Here is a 17,309-nt window from a genome sequence, read left to right as displayed (position 1 = left end):
CCGCCCTAGCCGACTTCCTTGTTCTGCTTGATATCCCAGGCCACCAGGCTTTCGGCGCCCTTGCCGCCCTTTTCGGTCTGTTCCCAGTATTGCTGCTTGACCTTGGCCGCCTGGAACGCGAAGTTCACCACCACGCCTTCGGCGCTGCGATCACCCGATATCTGCACCGACGACACCAGCACGTCTTCCAGCGTGATCTTCGAATATTCGACCTGCTCTCCACCCGCCTTGCACATGGACAACTCGATCTTGCTCAGGTGCTTGCCGCTGGCGCAATGCTTCATCACCGCAGGCGCCGCCTTGTCGATACGCGCCACCACGTGCAGGTCATTGAAGCTGGCTTTGCCCGCGCCCAGGCCGCCGCCGCTGGCCAGATTGCCTGGCTGCGTCGCGCCCCACGAGAAGGACACGATGTCGGTCCAGTCCTTATGGTTGGCGTCTTTGGATTCGCCGTTGGCCCCATCGATTTTCATGAACATATCCACAGCCACATCTGTCTCCTGGAGTTATCGAGCGCGGCTGCGCCCGTCTTGTCTGACACTCAGCCTTCGTTCTGCTTAAGCGAAGGCAGCTTGGACACCAACCGCAGCGACACCGTCAGCCCCTCAAGCTGATAGTGCGGCCGCAGGAAAAACTTGGCGGAGTAATAGCCCGGGTTGTCTTCGATCTCCTGCACCTGTACCTCGGCCGCCGCCAACGGCTTGCGCGCCTTGGTTTCCTGGGACGAGTTCACCGGGTCGCCGTCCACGTAATTCATGATCCAGTCGTTCAGCCACCGCTCCATGTCGTCACGTTCACGGAACGAGCCGATCTTGTCGCGCACGATGCACTTCAGGTAATGCGCGAAACGGCAGCATGCGAACAGGTACGGCAGGCGCGCGGCCAGCTTGGCATTGGCGGACGCATCGGCCTCGTAGTATTCATGCGGCTTCTGCAGGGACTGCGCGCCGATGAAGGCCGCGAAGTCGGAGTTCTTGCGGTGCACCAGGGGCATGAAACCATTCTTGGCCAGTTCGGCTTCGCGCCGATCGCTGATGGCGATCTCGGTCGGGCACTTCATGTCGACGCCGCCGTCATCGCTGGGAAAGCTGTGGCACGGCAGGTTCTCCACCGCGCCGCCCGATTCCACGCCGCGGATGGACGTGCACCATCCGTACAGCTTGAACGAACGGTTAACGTTGGCGGCCATTGCATAGGCGGAATTCGCCCAGGTGTAGCGGTCGTGGTTCGCGCCGTCGGTATCTTCCTCAAAGTCGAACTCGTCGACCGGGTTGGTGCGCGCGCCGTAGGGCAGGCGGGCCAGGAAACGCGGCATCGCCAACCCGATGTAGCGCGAATCCTCGGACTCGCGCAGACTGCGCCACGCGGCATACTCGGTGTTGGTGAAGATCTTGGTCAGGTCGCGCGGATTGGCCAGCTCCTGCCAAGAATCCATCTGCATCACATTGGGCGACGCGCCCGCGATAAACGGGCAATGCGCGGCGGACGAGATCTTGGCGATTTCGCCCAGCAGCTCCACGTCCGGCGGACTGTGATCGAAGTGATAGTCGCCCACCAGGCAGCCGATCGGCTCGCCGCCGAACTGGCCATACTCTTCCTCGTACACGCGCTTGAAGATGGGGCTCTGGTCCCAGCCCACGCCCTTGTGGCGCTTAAGGGTGCGCCCCAGTTCCGATTTCGACAGGCTCATCACGCGGATCTTCAACAGCTCGTCCGTTTCGGTATTGGTGACGAGGTAATGCAAGCCGCGCCAAGCGCCTTCCAGCTGCTGGAAGTCGGGATGATGCATCACGCCGTTGATCTGTTCGGACAGCTTGCGGTCAATCTCGGCGATGATCGCCTGGATGGTGCGATAGGCGTCCGACGACAGGCCTACCCCGCTATTTTCCAGCGCCTGATGGGCCAACGTGCGCACGGCGTGCTCCACCGCCTCCCGTGCCTGCTCGGTCTTGGGCTTGAACTCTTTCTTCAGAAGCGCGGACAGGTCGTCCGCCTCCAGGGTCTCGACAGCACGCGCGTCCGCGCGTTTGGCCACTGCGGTCATGGCATTCTCCGAAAAGCGGTTCGAACGGAAACTACGCGGCCGGGTCCGCGCTGGCGGGATCGGACGCGGGCGCGGCGTCGGGCTTCGGCGCGGCCGCCAGCGCATTCATCAACGCCGGGTTCTTCAGCACGTTGCCAATCAATTCCTCGGCGCCCGTCTTGCCGTCCATGTAGGTCAGCAGATTGGCCAGCTGGGTCCGCGCGGTCAGCAGTTCATTCAATGCGCCGACCTTTTTGGCGACCGTGGCTGGCGAGAAGTCGTCGATGCTCTCGAACGTGATGTCCACATTCAGATTGCCTTCACCCGTCAGCGTGTTGGCCACCTGAAACGCCGCGCGGGGCTGAATCGAACGCATGCGTTCATCGAAATTGTCGATATCGATGTCCATGAACTTGCGTTCGCCCACGTCCGGCTGCGGCGTTTCGGACTTGCCGGCCAGATCCGCCAGCACGCCCATCACGAACGGCAGCTGGATCTTGCGCTCCGCGCCGTAGATCTCCACGTCGTACTCGATCTGCACGCGCGGCGCGCGGTTTCTGGCTATGAACTTCTGACCGCTTCCTTTCAGGCTGGTCGCCATGGTGTTGTCTCCTCTTGTTGGTGTCCGGGGCTGGCCCGCCTACGATTCCGGCCGGCTCCCCGCGTCCCGCGGCAGCCATGCCTCGAATTGCTCGAGTCCTTGGGGAGCCAGGTTCCTGATGATGTCGTGAAAGCTCAAGGGGATGAGCTGCTGCGCGCGGCGGATGAGATACGGCGCCGGGTGCCCGGGCTCGTTGGCCTCGAAGTACGCGCAGACCTTGCCCAGCATGGCCATGGCCTCGTCGCGCGACTGGATCCGGGCATCCTGCCAGCGCATGCCAGCGGCCGGCGCGGCCTGGCTGGCCGGCGTCTCCGCTGCGGGTGCCGCGGCATTTTCGGGCGGGGCGTCAGACGTTTCGGGTGCCGCATTCGGTGTGTCGCGCGCGGCATCCAGCACGACGTCCAAGGTGCGCAGGATGGCGGTGTAGTCGGGGGTCCAGGCGACACCGAGCTTGTCGGTCACCAGTTTCTGCACGCGGCGCAGCGCGTCCGCGGCGGACGCCAGCGCCAGCACATCGGCCTCGCGTTGCGTCCATGCTTCGCGCAGGCGCGCGACCACCCGGGGACGCCCGCCGGGATAGCAGTCGGCATCCTGGCGGCTGCCATCAAGCAGCGCCTCGGTATCGCGCAAAGATAGTTGGCCGTGCACGCCATTGACCAAGCTCGCCGATCGCACGCTGCGCGCGCAACCCAGCATGTCGCCGAACGCCGCCAAGGCGTTCATGCGCGGCATCGGATCGTCTTCGCCCACGCTGTCCAGCCGCGGGTGCACGGGCTCCCAATAGCGTTCCAGCGTGTCGACGGCCAACGCCAACCCATCCGCGTAGCCCGGCAGGCCACGTATCTCGGTCCAGGCGCAGGTCAGCAGGCCGATCACGCGAAGGTCCCGCGTGCGTTCAAGCAGCGCGCGGGCCAGGCGCTCGACCTCGCGCCAGTCGGGCGGCTGCGCAGCGATGATGGTCGAGCCGAACTGTTGTTCGTCCCGGCCGGCCGCGGCTTGCTGCAGCTGCAGGAAGTCAGCGTCGTATTCGAGGTCGTCCCCGCAGGGCAGACGTGAATCGAGTGTATTGAGGATATCGGCGAAGTCCATAGTCATTGCTTAAATGCCTGGGGATGCTGCCTGGATACAACCACTACGCTCCGCGCTGCTTCACGGAAGGGTGAATTCTAGGCACGTCTTTCGGCATGCAACGAACAACTAACAACTTCAGATTTTTCTTACAAGCAGCTAACAACCCCCTAAACAATTGAACACTTGTGACCCAGCTACGCTGATGTTTTGACATACTCCTTACGCGGACGGGGCGCAGACGCAAGCGTTGTTACCGAACCGTAAAAAACACAAAAGCATGTGATAGCGCTTCTCGGCCGCTTCAGGCGGTGCCTACAATCGGCGCTCACGCTGGCGGCAGACCGGCGCGCAGGCAGAATCAGAGACAGACGTCCCCCGGCTCCGGCGCGGCCCTCACGGCCACGCCAGCCCTTTGCGAGCGGCCCCATTGCCGGGCCGGCCATCCCGTTGCAGTCATAGCGGCGCGCGCGCTTTGCGCCTCCGCAAGCATCCAGAACAGCAAGCGCAGCATCAGGTGAATTCTCATAAGGAGACGATGAGATGGACCGCAACGTGCCAAGCGAACGTGTCGTCAAGGCGCATACGCCCTTGCCGCCGGAGCAGCTGAAATTCCGTAGCGTGCATGGCGCCGAGAGCCTTTCGCAGCTATTCGAACTGGAGGTCGAGCTGGTCTCGGAATCCTATTCGCTGGACATGAAGTCGCTGCTGGGCAAGCCGCTGACGCTTGAAATCGAAACCGCCTCGTCCACGCCACGCTATCTCAGCGGACACATCACACGCTGCATGCTGATCGGCCGGGAAAACAATACGTCGCGCTACACCATTTACCGCGCCACGGTGCGCCCGTGGCTCTGGTACCTGACGCAGACCTCGGACAACAAGATCTTCCAGAACAAGAGCGTTCCCGACGTCATCCGCGAAGTCCTCAAGGACTACTCCTATCCGGTGGAGTTCAAGCTGACGGAAAGCTACCGCAGCTGGGAATACTGCGTGCAATACCAAGAGACCGACTACGCCTTCATCTGCCGGTTGATGGAGCACGAAGGCATCTATTTCTGGTTCAAGCACGACAACGGCAAACACACGCTGGTCCTTACGGACGACATCACGCAGCACGAGCCCGTTCCAGACTACGAGCAGATCCCCTATTACGGGCCGGACCGCGTCACCGTCCCGCGCGAAGACTACATCCACAAGTGGGAAGTCGCTGAACAGATCACGCCCGGCGCGTTCGCCACTACCGACTATCACCCCCTGACGCCCGCCGCCAGCCTGGAGGCGCGGCGCAACAATCCCGGCGCCTACGACCACGGCGACCTGGAAATGTACGAATGGCAGGGCGGCTACACCAACCCCGACGACGCGGAACACTACACACGCGTCCGCTTGCAAGACCTGCAATGCAGGCAGGAGCAAAGCGCGGGCGCCTCGAACGCTCGCGGGCTTTCTCCCGGCCATCTGTTCACGCTACGCAACCATCCGCGGCAAGCCGAAAACCGCGAGTATCTCGTCGTCAGCACTTACTACCGGATCCGTGAATCGGGCTACGCCAGCGGCCAGATCGACCCTGGCGACTTCGACCTGGAGTTCGTCGTGGTGCCCTCCAGCACGCAGTTCCGCGCGCCACGCATCACGCCGATCCCGCGCACGCACGGCCCTCAGACCGCGACAGTCGTCGGCAAGCAAGGCGAAGAAATCTGGACGGACAAGATGGGCCGCGTCAAAGTGCAGTTCCACTGGGACCGCTACGGCAAGAAGGACGAAAACAGCTCGTGCTGGGTCCGCGTATCCAGTCCCTGGGCGGGCGGCGGCTTCGGCGGCATCCAGCTGCCACGCGTGCGCGACGAAGTGATCGTGGACTTCATCGGCGGCCAGCCCGACCGTCCCATCGTGATCGGTCGCGTCTTCAATGCCAACAACCTGCCGCCCTGGGACCTGCCCGACAACGCGACGCAAAGCGGCTTTCTCAGCCGCTCCAAGAGCGGCACGCCCGCCACCGCGAACGCGCTGATGTTCGACGACAAGAGCGGCAGCGAACGCATCTGGCTGCACGCCGAGCGTGAACTCTGCACCGAGGTCGAGGCCAACGAGATCCACTCGACGGACCTGAACCGCAGCACCACCATCGGCGAGAACGACACCACCAAGATCGGCGGTTTTCGCGACATCAAGATCACCGGCACCGACAACCTTGAAGTCGGCAAGCGCCGCGATGTTTTCGTCAAAGGGCACGAGGAATACACCGTCAAGGCTTCGCGCACCGTCAACGTCAAGGACGGCCTGATGGAAGAGAAGTTCGACAACGGCTTGAAGACGACCGTTGCCGCGAAAGGCGAGGAACGTGAAGTCACGGGGCTGTTCAAGGAAACGCTGAAGACCGGCCAGCAGGTGTATGTCGATGAAGGCGATTCGCTGCATCACGTCAAAACGGGCACGCTGACCGAAAAGGCCAAGGGCAAGGTCGAAGTGCTATCCACCGATGCCAATATGGACGTGAAGGCCAAGACCGCGATGCTCGTGCAATCGGAAACCGCCACGATGGACCTCAAGTCCAAGGGCAAGATGCACATGGAATCGGAAGGCGCCACGGTGATGATCAAGGCCGACGGCAACATCACGCTGAAGACGCCGGCGGACGTCGTGATGGACGCGGCCAACGTCAAGGATCTATCCAAAGAGAGCTGGCTGCAGGCCACCCCATTTTCCATCGGCCTGGCGGTGGCCAAGGCGGAGTTCGGCCTGCACCGCGTGGCGTTGTTCCGCACGACGGTCATGCTGAACACCTCATTCACCAACTACGCCATGATCAGCAACATCGGGCAAATGCTCTCTTACCGCACCACGGGTGCCGGCTATTCCTTCGATGCCGTGGAGGCAAAGAAAATCGGGCTTGGCGCGTCGATGGTCGGCCTCTGGACCATCATCTGAAGCCGCCATGTCGGAGTTCATGACTGCCTGGCCGGATTGGGCGAAGTGGGTAGGGCTGGGCTTGCTCCTGTCCGCCGTGCAGGCGGGCGTCATGCTGTGGCGCGGCCACAGGCGCCGCGTGGCCGCACGCAAGGATACGCAACGGCTGCAAGCCGTGCGCATCGGCGGCGTGGCCAGCACGGCCCGCGTCACCGCCGCGCGCGACACGCGCAGCCGCATCGGCGACACCCTGTATTTCGTCATCGAGCTGGACCTCGACGTGGCCGCCACCGCCGCCACCCCGGCGCTGACCCGCACGCTCGCCGTACCGTTGTCGCCATTGCATCTGGCCGACTTCGGCGTGGGCAAGACCGTGCGGGTGCGCGTGGACGCCATCACGCACGAAATCGCCCTGGATCAGCCCACCGGATAATCCATGAAGACCATCAAGCCTTTCCGCCTGGGCATACTCACCCGGCCCTACCGCTGGCAGCGCCGCGATCTGCTGGGCGTGTCGGTGTTCGCGCTGGTCGACATCGCGCAAGCGCCGGCTACCTTGCTGACCGACCAGGACCTCTGGAAGCTGACGACCGCCGAGGGCATCGGCGCGCTGGACCTGGCCACGCCGAAACAGTATCCGGAGGTGCTGGTGTCGGGCCACGCCTATCCGCATGATTCCAAGCACTCGGGCGCCTGTGGCGTGCGCCTGAAAGTCGGTGCGATAGACAAGTCGCTGCTGGTCTTCGGCGACCGCTACTGGGTCGATGGCAAGGCCACCGCGCCGCAGCCATTCGAGCGCATGCGGCTGGACTGGAGCCGCGCCTATGGCGGGCCTGACGTCGCCGAAAACCCGTTGGGCATCGGTGCGCAAGACGAAGAGATCAACGGTGCGCGCGTGCGGCGTCTGCCGAACGTCGAGCACCCGCTACAGCGGATCAGCGCCCCCGGGCAACGGGTAGCCCCCGCGGGCTTTACCGCGCTGCCCCTGGAGTGGCCGCAACGGGCGGCGCACATGGGCCGTGAGTACGGCCAGGAATGGCTGGAGCATGACTTCCCCGGGTTCGCGCCCGACATGGACTGGCGCTTCTTCAACGCGGCCCAGCCCGATCAATGGGGGCCTGCGAACACGGCGCTTGCCGGCGGCACGGACTACGAGCTGTGGAACATGCATCCTGAACAACCGGTGCTGCGCGGACGGCTGCCCGATTGGCGCGCGCGCTGCTTCGTCAGCCGCCAGGCCGACGGCAGCGCGCTCGAAGACGTCGACCTGCGCCTGTCCACCGCCTGGTTTTTTCCCGACCATACGAAAGTGGTGCTGATCTGGCACGGCGTCCTGCCCGTGCGCGAAGATGACGCGGCCGACATTCGCCACATCATGCCCGCGCTGGAACACGCCGGGCAGCCGAAAGAGGCGGCCTATTACCAAAGCGTGGTGCGGCAACGCCTGGACCCCGAGCTGGGCGCCGTTTACGCCCTGCTGGATTCGCAACTCGTGCCGGAGGACCTCTGTGGCGGAACCCTGGAACACGATGCGCAGGCGTCGGCCACGCGTCCCTCCCACCGGAATCTGCATGCCGGCGCCGCGCGGCGCCACGCGCGCGAACGCGAGTCGCTGCTGGCGCAGGGCCTGGATCCGGACCGCTACATGGTGCCGCTTGAGCCGCCCCCCACCGCGCCCAACCTTGCCGACCTGCCGCAGACGATTCTGCGCATGCAGCAAGAGCTGGAAGAGGCCAAGCGCCTGTCCAGCGGAACCGCGGCACGCGCGCTGGCCGACCCCAACCTGCCCGTCATGGCCGAAGTGGCCGGCGTGGACATGGACGCGCTGCGCCGACAGGAAGACGACGGCAAGCTGCCCGCCGGTTTCGATCCCCGCAAGATCAAGCGGCATCTGGCCGAATTCGACGCCAGCCCGCATGCACAGGCCCGGCGCGCAACGGCCGAAGACGACGGAACACCGCCGCTTGCCGAAACGCTCGGTCCGCAGGTTCATCAGGCCTATCAGCAATCCGCGCACCATTTCGCCCCGCCCCCGCCGATGCCGCCGCTACGTGCGCAGCGCACCCGCCGCAAACTGGACGCGCGCCTGAAAGACAACCGCGACTGCCGCGACATGAACCTCACCGGCGCGGACCTGTCGGGCATGGATCTTTCGGGCGTCAACTTTCAACGCGCGATCCTGGCAGGCGCGACGCTCGTCGACGCGCGGCTGGACGGCAGTGACCTCACCGATGCCGTGCTGACGGGCGCCGACCTGACCCGGGCCGGCATGCGCCGCGTGAACCTGACACGCGCCAACCTGGGCCGCACGCACTGCCGGCAGACCGACTTCACCGAGAGCCAGATCGTCGACACCACCTGGGACCATGCGCACTGCGAAGACTGCTGCTTTGTCGATAGCGCATGGCGCCAGGGGCGTCTGCACCAGGCGCGGCTGCTGCGTTGCGACCTCGGCCGGGCGCGGTTCGACCAATGGGCGGCCATGAGCGCCACGCTCGAAGCCTGCCGCTTTCGCGATGCGCGGCTGGATCAATGCGTGTTCATGCTAGGCGCCCTGGCGAATACCGATTTCTCGGGCGCGGCACTGGTGCGCGTGAGCTTCATGGATGTCGCCTTCTCCGGCGGCTTCAACATGGAAAACGCCACGCTGGACGGCTGCGCCTTCGCAGGCCGCGTCGAGCTGGCGGGCGCCTGCCTGCGCGGCATCCAGTTCAAGCATGGCAGCGCGCGCGGCGCAACGCTGACCGGCGCCGACCTGCGCGGCGCCAGGCTGAGCGCCTGCGATTTCTCGGAATGCCGCCTGCAAGACGCCGACCTCAGCGGCCTGATCGCCCCCGACACGTACTTCGTGCGCGCGGATTTCACCGGCGCCCGGCTGCGCAACGCCAACCTGATCAACAGCCTGCTGGGCAAGGCCGTCTTTCTGGGCGCCGACCTCGGCGGCGCGAATTTCTTCCGCGCCGATGTCGCGCAGACGCTGATGGACGACAGCACCGGGCTGGACCATGCCTATACGCAAGGCGCGAAGCGCTGGCCCGCCCGACAGCCGGAGCACCCCGCATGAACCGCGACGCCTTGATGGACCGCGTGCACCATGGCGAACCGATCCAGCACCTGAAGCTGGCGGGCACCGATCTCTCGGGCCTGGATCTGGCCGGCGGCTTTTTTGATCATGTGGATTTCAGCGGCGCGACGATGCAAGGCTGCCAATTACAGGACGGCCAGTTCATCCACTGCGTCATGACCGGCTGGGATGCCCGCGGCGCCAATCTGGACATGGCGCGCCTGATCCACTGCCAGGCGCCGGGCGCCCTGCTCGACGGCGCCCGGTTCCATGGCGCCAGCTTCACAGAATGCGACCTGGCCGGCGCCAGGCTCGACCACGCCGATTTCCATGAGTCGACCTTTACCGCCACCTCGCTTGCAAGCGCCTCGCTGCAGTCCGTCCAGGTGCAGCGTTCGGTATTCTCGCGCGGTGACATGGCAGGCGCCGACCTGTCCCACGCCCAACTCAGCGACACCCTGTTCCATCAGTTGGACCTGCGCCGCGTCACGTTAGCGGGCGTCAACGCCGCCAGCACGATGTTCATCGAATGCGACCTGTCGGAACAGGATTTTTCCGGACGAGCCTACCCGTTGTGTCATTTCACGGATTGCCAGTTGGACGCGGCGGACTTCCGCAATGCCGACCTGCGCCAGGCCGGATTCAAGGGATCGTCGCTGCACGGTGCGCGCTTTGCCGGCGCTTGCGCCCCCCAGGCGCTTTTTCCGCTGGCCGACCTATGCGGCGCCAACTTGCAGGGCGGCCGTTTCGACGGCGCCATCTGGGCCGAGGCAACCCTGGATGACGCGACCTTCCAGGGCGCCAGCCTGGCGCTGTGCATCTTCCAGCGCGCGCGTTGCGCCGGCACCGACTTTCGCGGTGCCCATCTTGCCGACGCTGATTTTTCTCTGGCGGACCTGAGCCTGGCGGACCTGCGCGACGCCACCTTCCTGCGCACGCGCATGCACCGCGCGCTGACACGCGGCGCGCGTTGGACGCAGCGCCACGGCATTATCGAAAACGATGCGCCCTTACTGGAAGCCGAACTGTGGTCGGCGGCACGCGCACCCCTTTGACCCCGGCGTGGCACCGCTACGCCGCCATCGCACCAGGAGTGGAAAACATGCAAGTACTCTGCCAGTTGCCCAGTGTCGGCCTTGGATTCCCCGACGTCTGCAAGACCCCGGTGCCGCCCGTGCCCCATATCGACGTGTCGACATCGTCCATGGGTATCCCCGTGGTCTGGAACGTGTGGTTAAGCTGCGCGCCGATGCACAACATGGTCACGCCCATTCCCGTCACCTTGGGCGATACCGCCGGCGTGGGCGGCGGCGTGATATCCCAGACGTTCATGGGCCAGGCGCGTTACATGACCGGGGCGTTCACCGTCCTGGTGCGTGCCGCCCCGCTCGTCCGCGTAAGCAGCCTGACGGTGCAGAACACCATCAACACGCCGGGCGTCAAGGTGGCCACGCCGCAGAAATCGATGTTCGCGCTGGCGGCGTGACCCTGCTGCGCCGGGCTACAGTTCGCCGTAGGAATGCAGGCCGGACAGGAACATGTTCACGCCCAGGAAGGCAAAGCCCGTGATCAGCAAACCCATCAGCGCCCAGTAGGCCGCCATGGTGCCGCGCAGGCCCTTGATCAAGCGCATGTGCAGCCAGGCCGCGTAGTTCAGCCAGACGATAAGCGCCCAGGTCTCCTTGGGGTCCCACTGCCAATACGCGCCCCAGGCGTCGGCCGCCCACAGCGCGCCCAGGATGGTCGCGACCGTGAAGAAAGCGAACCCGACCGCAATGGCGCGATACATGATGTCGTCCAGCACTTCCAGCGACGGCAGCGCCGCGGCAATGCGGCGGCGGCCCAGCAGGATGGCCCCCACGATCACGGCGCCAATGCCGAAATACAGCATCCAGGTCGCCGACAGGCCGTCGGTGCGGAACACCATCGGCTCGGCGCACAGCAGCACGCCCAGGACGAACAGCGGCGCCAGCTTGGCCCACGACGTGGTCTGCCCGTGCTGCTTGATCAGATAGGCAAAGCCCACCATCGCCGCCAGCGAGAACGTGCCGTAGCCGATGAAGTTGGCCGGCACGTGCAGCTTCATCCACCAGCTCTTCAAAGCCGGCACCAGCGGCTGGATCTGCCCCGCGTCACGCGTGAACGAATACCACAGCAAAAAGACCACGGCCGATGTCACCACCAGCAGCACGAAGCCGCCCAGCGCGCGGGTCGCGTACTTGCGTTCGTAGTACAGGTAGAACAGCGCCGTGATCAGCGAAAACAGCACGAAGACTTCATACAGGTTGCTGACCGGGATGTGGCCCAGGTCCGGCCCCATCAGATGGCCTTCGCGCCAGCGCACCAGCAATCCCGTGACCCCGGCGAAGACGGCGCCCCAGGTCAGCGCCGTGCCCAGCCAGGCGGCGGTGGGACTGACCACGCCGATCCAGTAGCAAACCATCGCCAACGCGAACAGCGCGCACATCCACAGAATGGCGGACTGGGACGAGAACAGGTACTTCAGGAAAAACACCTGTTCGGCGCGAGCCAGGTCATTGCCATAAAGCACCAGGGCCAGCCCGGCCGCGATGGCACAGGCGATCATCAGGTGGCGCAGCGGCCGCCAAAGCCAGCCCAACCATGTCAGCGCCGGCACGGTGCCGCACAGGATGATCTTCTCGTAATAGTCCATCGCGTTGCCGTGGCGGGTCAGCGCGAAAGCCGCGCCCACCGACAGCAACAAAAAGAAGACGACGTCGGTCCAGTCCGGCTTGCCGCGCCGGGCGCGACGATCGCCGGTCTCTGACAGACTGTCTTGCCAGAGCGTGTCCGGCGACGAGGGATGGGTAGTGGTCGTAGTCGACATAAATAAACCTTAAGACCTCTTCGGGCGCAGCAGCGCCTGCTTGAAGCGTTCGAACTCCTGATTGAAGTCGAGTGTACGCTTCTGGGACGTCATGGCCGCCATGACGCTGCTTCCGCCTTCATTCGGCTTGACCCAGATCCAGATGCGGCGATCCCGAATATAGAACATCGAGAACACCCCCAGGACCAGCAGCAGGCTGCCCAGATAGACGGTATTTTTACCCGGCGTGCGGCTGACCTGGAACACGCTGGCCTGCACGTGGTTGAAGTCGGCCAGCGACAGGAAGACCGGCGCCGGATACACGGTCAGGTCTGACAGCGCCGCCACGGCCAGCCGCGACCACACGGCCGCGCGCTCGCCTTCAGGGCCTTCGGACGCCACGGGGGGCAAGCCGGCGCGCTCCCGTTCGATGGCGCGCAATTCGTTCATGCTGGCGCCGATCAGGCGGATGACCACGTCGGCGGCGCGCTCCAGGTCGGCGGCGGGCGTGTTGGCCTGCAGGAAGGCGGCAACGGCTTGCAGCCCGCCCGATGAAAAGGTCTCCAGCGCGCGTTCCGCGGCCGTCTGCAAGGGCTGGCGATCCGCGCCCGACGGGCTGTTCCGTTCGGCGAAGCGACGGGCCGCCTCCTGGCGCGCCGCCGGGTCGGCCAGCGTTGCACGTAAGCGCATGAATTCTGCAATCGAACTGTCGTCGTCGGCGGGGATGCGCAGGTAACGGAATGGCTCGGACGCATTGTTGCGCACACCGGCCAGGAATACGCTGGCGCCGTCCAATTCCATGGGCAGCATGTAGTTCTGGAATTCGTGCGCCTGTCCTGCGTCGTCGATCAGCTTGTACTCGACACTGGGCCCCACGTTGCGCAGGTTTTCGTTCTTCTTGCCCGCCGCGCTGCCGGACACCGACGCCACATGCTCGGCGAAGCTCCGGTTGTCGCCCTTGGGATCGCCGCGTGTCAGGTCTTCCACATTGATCGGGCGCATGGCCGTGATTTCGACGCCCATGCTGCGCGGCCCGTTCGCGGTGTGAGCGGTTACTTCGGCGGTCTTGCCCACCGTGCCGTCAACGGCGAATGCCTTGCTGTCGGAACCTACCAGCGGGTAGCCTTTCAACACCACCGTGCTGCCGCCGTCGTCGAAACTGGATTGATAGACGGTCATGCCCTTGAAGCGCAGGGGTTCATTGACTTCAATGGTGGAATCGAACGTCTTGCCGGTGTCGGGGTCGGTCACTTCAACTTCGCTGACGAACCGGCTCGGCATGCCGGTGGAGTAGTAGTCGACGATGAACTTCTTGAGCTTCAGCGTGAAAGGCATGGGCTGCACCAGGGCGCCGTCGCCCACCATCACGACCGCGGTGCTGGCCTGGCCCCCCTCGGGCACCAGGACGCTGGCGCGAAAGCTCGGGTTGTCCACTGATAGACGGCCGCTTTCCGGCACTTCCGAGATCAGCATGTTCTCGACGATGGGCTTCTTGCCGCCCAGCATGACCTGCAAACGCACAGGCAGCTCGCTGTCCAGCAGGCCGCCAATGCAAATGATGACCATCGCCGCGTGCGCGAACACGTAGCCCAGCCGATTGGCGCTGCCCTTCTTGGCCGCCAGCATCACGCCGTCGTTGTCCGTCCGTTGACGCACGGCGTAGCCCATGCGTTCCAGCATGGACGTCAAGCCGGCTGCCGTCTGCGGCACATCGGTGGGGGCTTCGGTTTCAACGCGGTGCGGAAAACCACGCAGGCTGCTGGCTCGCACGTGCTCGCGGAACGAGCGCGCGTCGCGCAGCATCTTGGGCGCGTTGCGGATCAGGCAGACCGAGGTCGACACGACCAGGAAGCCCATGATCAGCAGGAACCACCAGCTGTTGTAAACATGCCAGATCGAGAACTTGTCGAACACTTCGAACCAGAACGGGCCGAATTGGTCGATGTAGTTGTTCGACGAGCGGTTCTGCTGCAACACGGTCCCGACCAGGCTCGCCACGCAGATGAACATCAGCAGGCTGACGGCGAAACGCATCGAACCGAGCAGTTCGAAGAAATCGCGGGGCAGGCTGCGCAAAGAGGGGCGAGTATGGGTTCGTGTTGAATTCATGAAAAAAGGGGGGCCGCGCAATCGGCTACCCCCCTCATAGACAGCGCATGGCGGAAAGAGGTTCCGTCATGCCCAAGTTGCATGAACGCGGACCAGCCGCGCGCGTTGCAGGCTTACGCCTACCGCAGGCCAGCCGCGTAGTCCGACACCGCCTTGATATCGGCGTCCGACATCCGGTCCGCGATGGCGAACATGATGTCGTTCTTGCGGTCGCCGCTGCGGAACAGCTTGAGCTGCTCTTCGATGTACATGGGGAACTGCCCCGACAAGCGGGGGTATTGGCCGGGCAAGCCCGCGCCATTGGCAGAGTGGCATGCCGCGCATGCGGGCACATTGCGCTCGGGCAATCCGCCGCGCCAGATCTTTTGACCCAGATCAACCAGCTTTTCCTGGCCTGCCGTGGCCGGCTCTTTCAGCGGCTGCTGCGCCAGATACAGCGCAATGTTCTGCATGTCGGCCGGCGTCAGATTCTGCGCCATGGCCGTCATCGGGGTCGGATTGCCGCCAGCGCCATTGCGCACGGGCAGCTTGGCGCCCTGCTTGACCTGGAAGTCGGCCAACTGCTTGGCCAGGTATTCGTGAGGTTGCGCGGCCAGGTTGGGGTTCACCGGGATGGTGCTGTTGCCCGCCGCGCCATGACAGGACGCACAGGCGATAATGCCTCTTGAGGCATCGCCCTGGTCAAACAGCTGCCCGCCCTTGGCGGCATCTGGCTTGGCCGGGCCTGCAGCGCCGTCAGCGGCGAAACTGGGTGAAGTTAAGGCGGAGGCGCCGAGCAACAGCCCGCTCGCAACCAACATCCGGGACAGCACACGCTTCATGAAGACCTCGACGATCGCATCGATCAAGGCGCAAAAAGGCGCCCACGCCTGCCCCGCACACCTTGGAGAACCGTCTCGAACCTGGTTTGCCCATTCTGCCTTCCAGGCAGCCACCGGCAACCCAAAGAGTAAGCAAAAAAGACGGCTCCGCGCACGGGGACCACTGTTGCAAACGCCGGATTATACAATAGGGCTCGAAACCAACCGTATCCAAAGCCCATCCGTGTCCCTCCTACATCGCGCCTCCTTCCTTACCTCCGCAGCTCGCCTCGACCAGTTGCCGGCCGCCGGCGCTCCCGAGGTCTGCTTTGTCGGCCGCTCGAACGCCGGCAAATCCACGGCCATCAACGTGCTGTGCAACCAGCGCCGTCTTGCGTTTTCCAGCAAGACGCCGGGCCGCACGCGCTTGATCAACATGTTCGGCTTGCCCGACCCGCTGGATCCGGAAGGCCACATCGGTTTTCTCGTCGACTTGCCCGGCTACGGCTACGCCTCGGTTGCGCGCAACGAAAAAGAAAAATGGGCCGACATCCTGGGCGGCTACCTGCGCGACCGCGAGTCGCTTGCCGGCATCGTGCTGCTGATCGACATCCGCCGCGGCGTCACCGAACTCGACCGCCGCCTGGCTAACTTCATCGCCCCCACCGGACGCCCCGTTCTGGCGCTGCTGACGAAGGCGGACAAGCTGCCTTACGGCCAGCGCATGCGCACCGTCTTCTCGGTCCGCAAAGACCTGGCCGACATCGGCGCCCTGCACACCATTCCTTTCTCGGCGCCCGAGCGCATCGGTCTGGAAGAGGCCGGCGCCCACATCGAAAATTGGATTTCTCCCAAGGTCGTACCATGAACCCGCAGATCATCACCCCCGAATTTCCGGTTTCCCGCCCCCGCCGCCTGCGTCGCGACGACTTCACCCGCCGCCTGGTGCGCGAGAACGCGCTGACGGTCAATGACCTGATCTACCCCGTCTTCGTCGCCGAAGGCACCGGCTTGCAGCAAGCCGTGGCGTCGCTGCCCGGCGTGGTCCGCTATTCGCTGGACACCCTGCTGCCCGTGGCCGAAGAATGCGTGAAGCTGGGCATCCCGGTGCTGGCGCTGTTCCCCGTCATCGACGCGTCGCTCAAGACGCCCGACGGCATCGAAGCGACCAATCCGCGCGGCCTGATTCCGCGCGTGGTCGCTGAATTGAAAAAACGTTTTCCGGAACTCGGCATCTTGTGCGACGTGGCGCTGGATCCCTACACCAGCCACGGCCAGGACGGCGTCATCGACGACAACGGCTACGTGATCAACGAGCCGACGGTCGAAATCCTGGTCAAGCAGGCGCTGACGCAAGCCACCGCCGGCGTCGACATGGTCGCGCCCAGCGACATGATGGACGGCCGCGTCGGCGCCGTGCGCCGTGCGCTGGAAGCCAACGGCCACGTCCACACACAAATCATGGCGTATTCCGCCAAGTACGCCAGCGCGTTCTACGGCCCGTTCCGCGACGCCGTGGGCTCGGCCACCAATCTGGGCAAGTCCAACAAAATGGCTTACCAGATGGACCCGGGCAACCTGGACGAAGCATTGCGCGAAGTGGCGGCCGATCTGCAAGAAGGCGCCGACATGGTCATGGTCAAGCCCGGCATGCCGTATCTGGACGTGCTGCGCCGCGTCAAGGATACGTTCCGCGTGCCCACCTTCGCCTACCAGGTCAGCGGTGAATACGCGATGATCAAGGCCGCCGCCGCCAATGGCTGGCTGGACCACGACAAGGTCATGATGGAAGCGCTGCTGGCGTTCAAGCGCGCAGGCGCCGACGGCATCCTGACGTACTTCGCGATCGAGGCGGCCAAGCTGCTGAAAGCCCAGCGCTGATCGCACCACGCGTTGCTGGCCGGGCG

Annotated in this window: 14 protein-coding genes; 7 read left to right on the top strand and 7 right to left on the bottom strand. The window is 64.5% G+C overall.

Features of this window, described 5'->3' with window-relative positions:
* Nucleotides 1-5 precede the first annotated feature (5 nt).
* The 4 genes from CQ050_RS05115 to tssA form a co-directional block, all read right to left on the bottom strand.
* Entirely contained in the window at nucleotides 6-473 is a 468-nt protein-coding gene (locus CQ050_RS05115; protein ID WP_105555971.1) for a type VI secretion system tube protein Hcp, read from the bottom strand.
* Nucleotides 474-541: 68 nt separating this feature from the next.
* Nucleotides 542-2,044 carry a type VI secretion system contractile sheath large subunit gene (gene tssC, locus CQ050_RS05110; protein ID WP_105555725.1) on the bottom strand — a complete coding sequence of 501 codons (1,503 nt, stop codon included), beginning with the start codon at nucleotides 2,042-2,044 and terminating at the stop codon, nucleotides 542-544.
* Nucleotides 2,045-2,075: 31 nt separating this feature from the next.
* Nucleotides 2,076-2,624, bottom strand: a complete 549-nt coding sequence (gene tssB, locus CQ050_RS05105) for a type VI secretion system contractile sheath small subunit (protein ID WP_105555724.1) — start codon at nucleotides 2,622-2,624, stop codon at nucleotides 2,076-2,078.
* A gap of 39 nt (nucleotides 2,625-2,663) precedes the next feature.
* On the bottom strand, nucleotides 2,664-3,713 hold the full coding sequence (tssA, locus tag CQ050_RS05100) for a type VI secretion system protein TssA (RefSeq protein ID WP_105555723.1): 1,050 nt from the start codon (nucleotides 3,711-3,713) through the stop codon (nucleotides 2,664-2,666).
* A gap of 522 nt (nucleotides 3,714-4,235) precedes the next feature.
* Between tssA and CQ050_RS05095 the strand changes: the two genes are divergently transcribed.
* From CQ050_RS05095 to CQ050_RS05075, 5 genes are read left to right on the top strand one after another with little or no spacing between them, the layout of a single operon-like run.
* Nucleotides 4,236-6,623, top strand: coding sequence for a type VI secretion system Vgr family protein (locus tag CQ050_RS05095; RefSeq protein ID WP_105555722.1), 2,388 nt, complete (start codon nucleotides 4,236-4,238; stop codon nucleotides 6,621-6,623).
* A gap of 19 nt (nucleotides 6,624-6,642) precedes the next feature.
* On the top strand, nucleotides 6,643-7,035 hold the full coding sequence (locus CQ050_RS05090; RefSeq protein ID WP_233213792.1) for a hypothetical protein: 393 nt from the start codon (nucleotides 6,643-6,645) through the stop codon (nucleotides 7,033-7,035).
* Nucleotides 7,036-7,038: 3 nt separating this feature from the next.
* Entirely contained in the window at nucleotides 7,039-9,666 is a 2,628-nt protein-coding gene (locus CQ050_RS05085) for a DUF2169 domain-containing protein (protein WP_105555720.1), read from the top strand.
* Nucleotides 9,663-10,721, top strand: coding sequence for a pentapeptide repeat-containing protein (locus CQ050_RS05080; protein WP_105555719.1), 1,059 nt, complete (start codon nucleotides 9,663-9,665; stop codon nucleotides 10,719-10,721). Before CQ050_RS05085 ends, CQ050_RS05080 begins: the two co-directional genes overlap by 4 nt.
* A gap of 47 nt (nucleotides 10,722-10,768) precedes the next feature.
* Entirely contained in the window at nucleotides 10,769-11,152 is a 384-nt protein-coding gene (locus CQ050_RS05075) for a DUF4150 domain-containing protein (RefSeq protein ID WP_105555970.1), read from the top strand.
* Between the two features lie 15 nt (nucleotides 11,153-11,167).
* Here the strand turns inward: CQ050_RS05075 and ccsB are convergent, their stop codons facing one another.
* The 3 genes from ccsB to CQ050_RS05060 form a co-directional block, all read right to left on the bottom strand.
* A complete protein-coding gene (ccsB, locus tag CQ050_RS05070; protein ID WP_105555718.1) occupies nucleotides 11,168-12,514 on the bottom strand; it encodes a c-type cytochrome biogenesis protein CcsB in 1,347 nt (448 codons plus the stop codon).
* 9 nt (nucleotides 12,515-12,523) lie between these two features.
* On the bottom strand, nucleotides 12,524-14,602 hold the full coding sequence (locus CQ050_RS05065) for a cytochrome c biogenesis protein ResB (protein WP_199196732.1): 2,079 nt from the start codon (nucleotides 14,600-14,602) through the stop codon (nucleotides 12,524-12,526).
* 119 nt (nucleotides 14,603-14,721) lie between these two features.
* Nucleotides 14,722-15,423, bottom strand: a complete 702-nt coding sequence (locus CQ050_RS05060) for a c-type cytochrome (RefSeq protein ID WP_105555968.1) — start codon at nucleotides 15,421-15,423, stop codon at nucleotides 14,722-14,724.
* 223 nt (nucleotides 15,424-15,646) lie between these two features.
* Between CQ050_RS05060 and yihA the strand changes: the two genes are divergently transcribed.
* Both yihA and hemB read left to right on the top strand, forming a co-directional pair.
* Nucleotides 15,647-16,270, top strand: a complete 624-nt coding sequence (gene yihA, locus CQ050_RS05055) for a ribosome biogenesis GTP-binding protein YihA/YsxC (RefSeq protein ID WP_006227427.1) — start codon at nucleotides 15,647-15,649, stop codon at nucleotides 16,268-16,270.
* Entirely contained in the window at nucleotides 16,267-17,283 is a 1,017-nt protein-coding gene (gene hemB / locus CQ050_RS05050; RefSeq protein ID WP_105555717.1) for a porphobilinogen synthase, read from the top strand. Before yihA ends, hemB begins: the two co-directional genes overlap by 4 nt.
* The last annotated feature ends 26 nt before the right edge of the window (nucleotides 17,284-17,309 follow it).

Origin of the sequence: Achromobacter sp. MYb9 (assembly GCF_002975275.1) — a bacterium.
GTDB lineage: Bacteria > Pseudomonadota > Gammaproteobacteria > Burkholderiales > Burkholderiaceae_B > Achromobacter.
The sequence above is the reverse complement of the archived record's forward strand: the minus strand, read 5'-3'. Positions and strand labels throughout refer to the sequence as shown.

Excerpts from the sequence above, each read along its gene's own strand:
- CQ050_RS05115 (WP_105555971.1), bottom strand. The coding sequence starts at position 473 with ATGAAAATCGATGGGGCCAACGGCGAATCCAAAGACGCCAACCATAAG.
- tssC (WP_105555725.1), bottom strand. The coding sequence starts at position 2,044 with ATGACCGCAGTGGCCAAACGCGCGGACGCGCGTGCTGTCGAGACCCTG.
- tssB (WP_105555724.1), bottom strand. The coding sequence starts at position 2,624 with ATGGCGACCAGCCTGAAAGGAAGCGGTCAGAAGTTCATAGCCAGAAAC.
- tssA (WP_105555723.1), bottom strand. The coding sequence starts at position 3,713 with ATGGACTTCGCCGATATCCTCAATACACTCGATTCACGTCTGCCCTGC.
- CQ050_RS05095 (WP_105555722.1), top strand. The coding sequence starts at position 4,236 with ATGGACCGCAACGTGCCAAGCGAACGTGTCGTCAAGGCGCATACGCCC.
- CQ050_RS05090 (WP_233213792.1), top strand. The coding sequence starts at position 6,643 with ATGACTGCCTGGCCGGATTGGGCGAAGTGGGTAGGGCTGGGCTTGCTC.
- CQ050_RS05085 (WP_105555720.1), top strand. The coding sequence starts at position 7,039 with ATGAAGACCATCAAGCCTTTCCGCCTGGGCATACTCACCCGGCCCTAC.
- CQ050_RS05080 (WP_105555719.1), top strand. The coding sequence starts at position 9,663 with ATGAACCGCGACGCCTTGATGGACCGCGTGCACCATGGCGAACCGATC.
- CQ050_RS05075 (WP_105555970.1), top strand. The coding sequence starts at position 10,769 with ATGCAAGTACTCTGCCAGTTGCCCAGTGTCGGCCTTGGATTCCCCGAC.
- ccsB (WP_105555718.1), bottom strand. The coding sequence starts at position 12,514 with ATGTCGACTACGACCACTACCCATCCCTCGTCGCCGGACACGCTCTGG.
- CQ050_RS05065 (WP_199196732.1), bottom strand. The coding sequence starts at position 14,602 with ATGAATTCAACACGAACCCATACTCGCCCCTCTTTGCGCAGCCTGCCC.
- CQ050_RS05060 (WP_105555968.1), bottom strand. The coding sequence starts at position 15,423 with ATGAAGCGTGTGCTGTCCCGGATGTTGGTTGCGAGCGGGCTGTTGCTC.
- hemB (WP_105555717.1), top strand. The coding sequence starts at position 16,267 with ATGAACCCGCAGATCATCACCCCCGAATTTCCGGTTTCCCGCCCCCGC.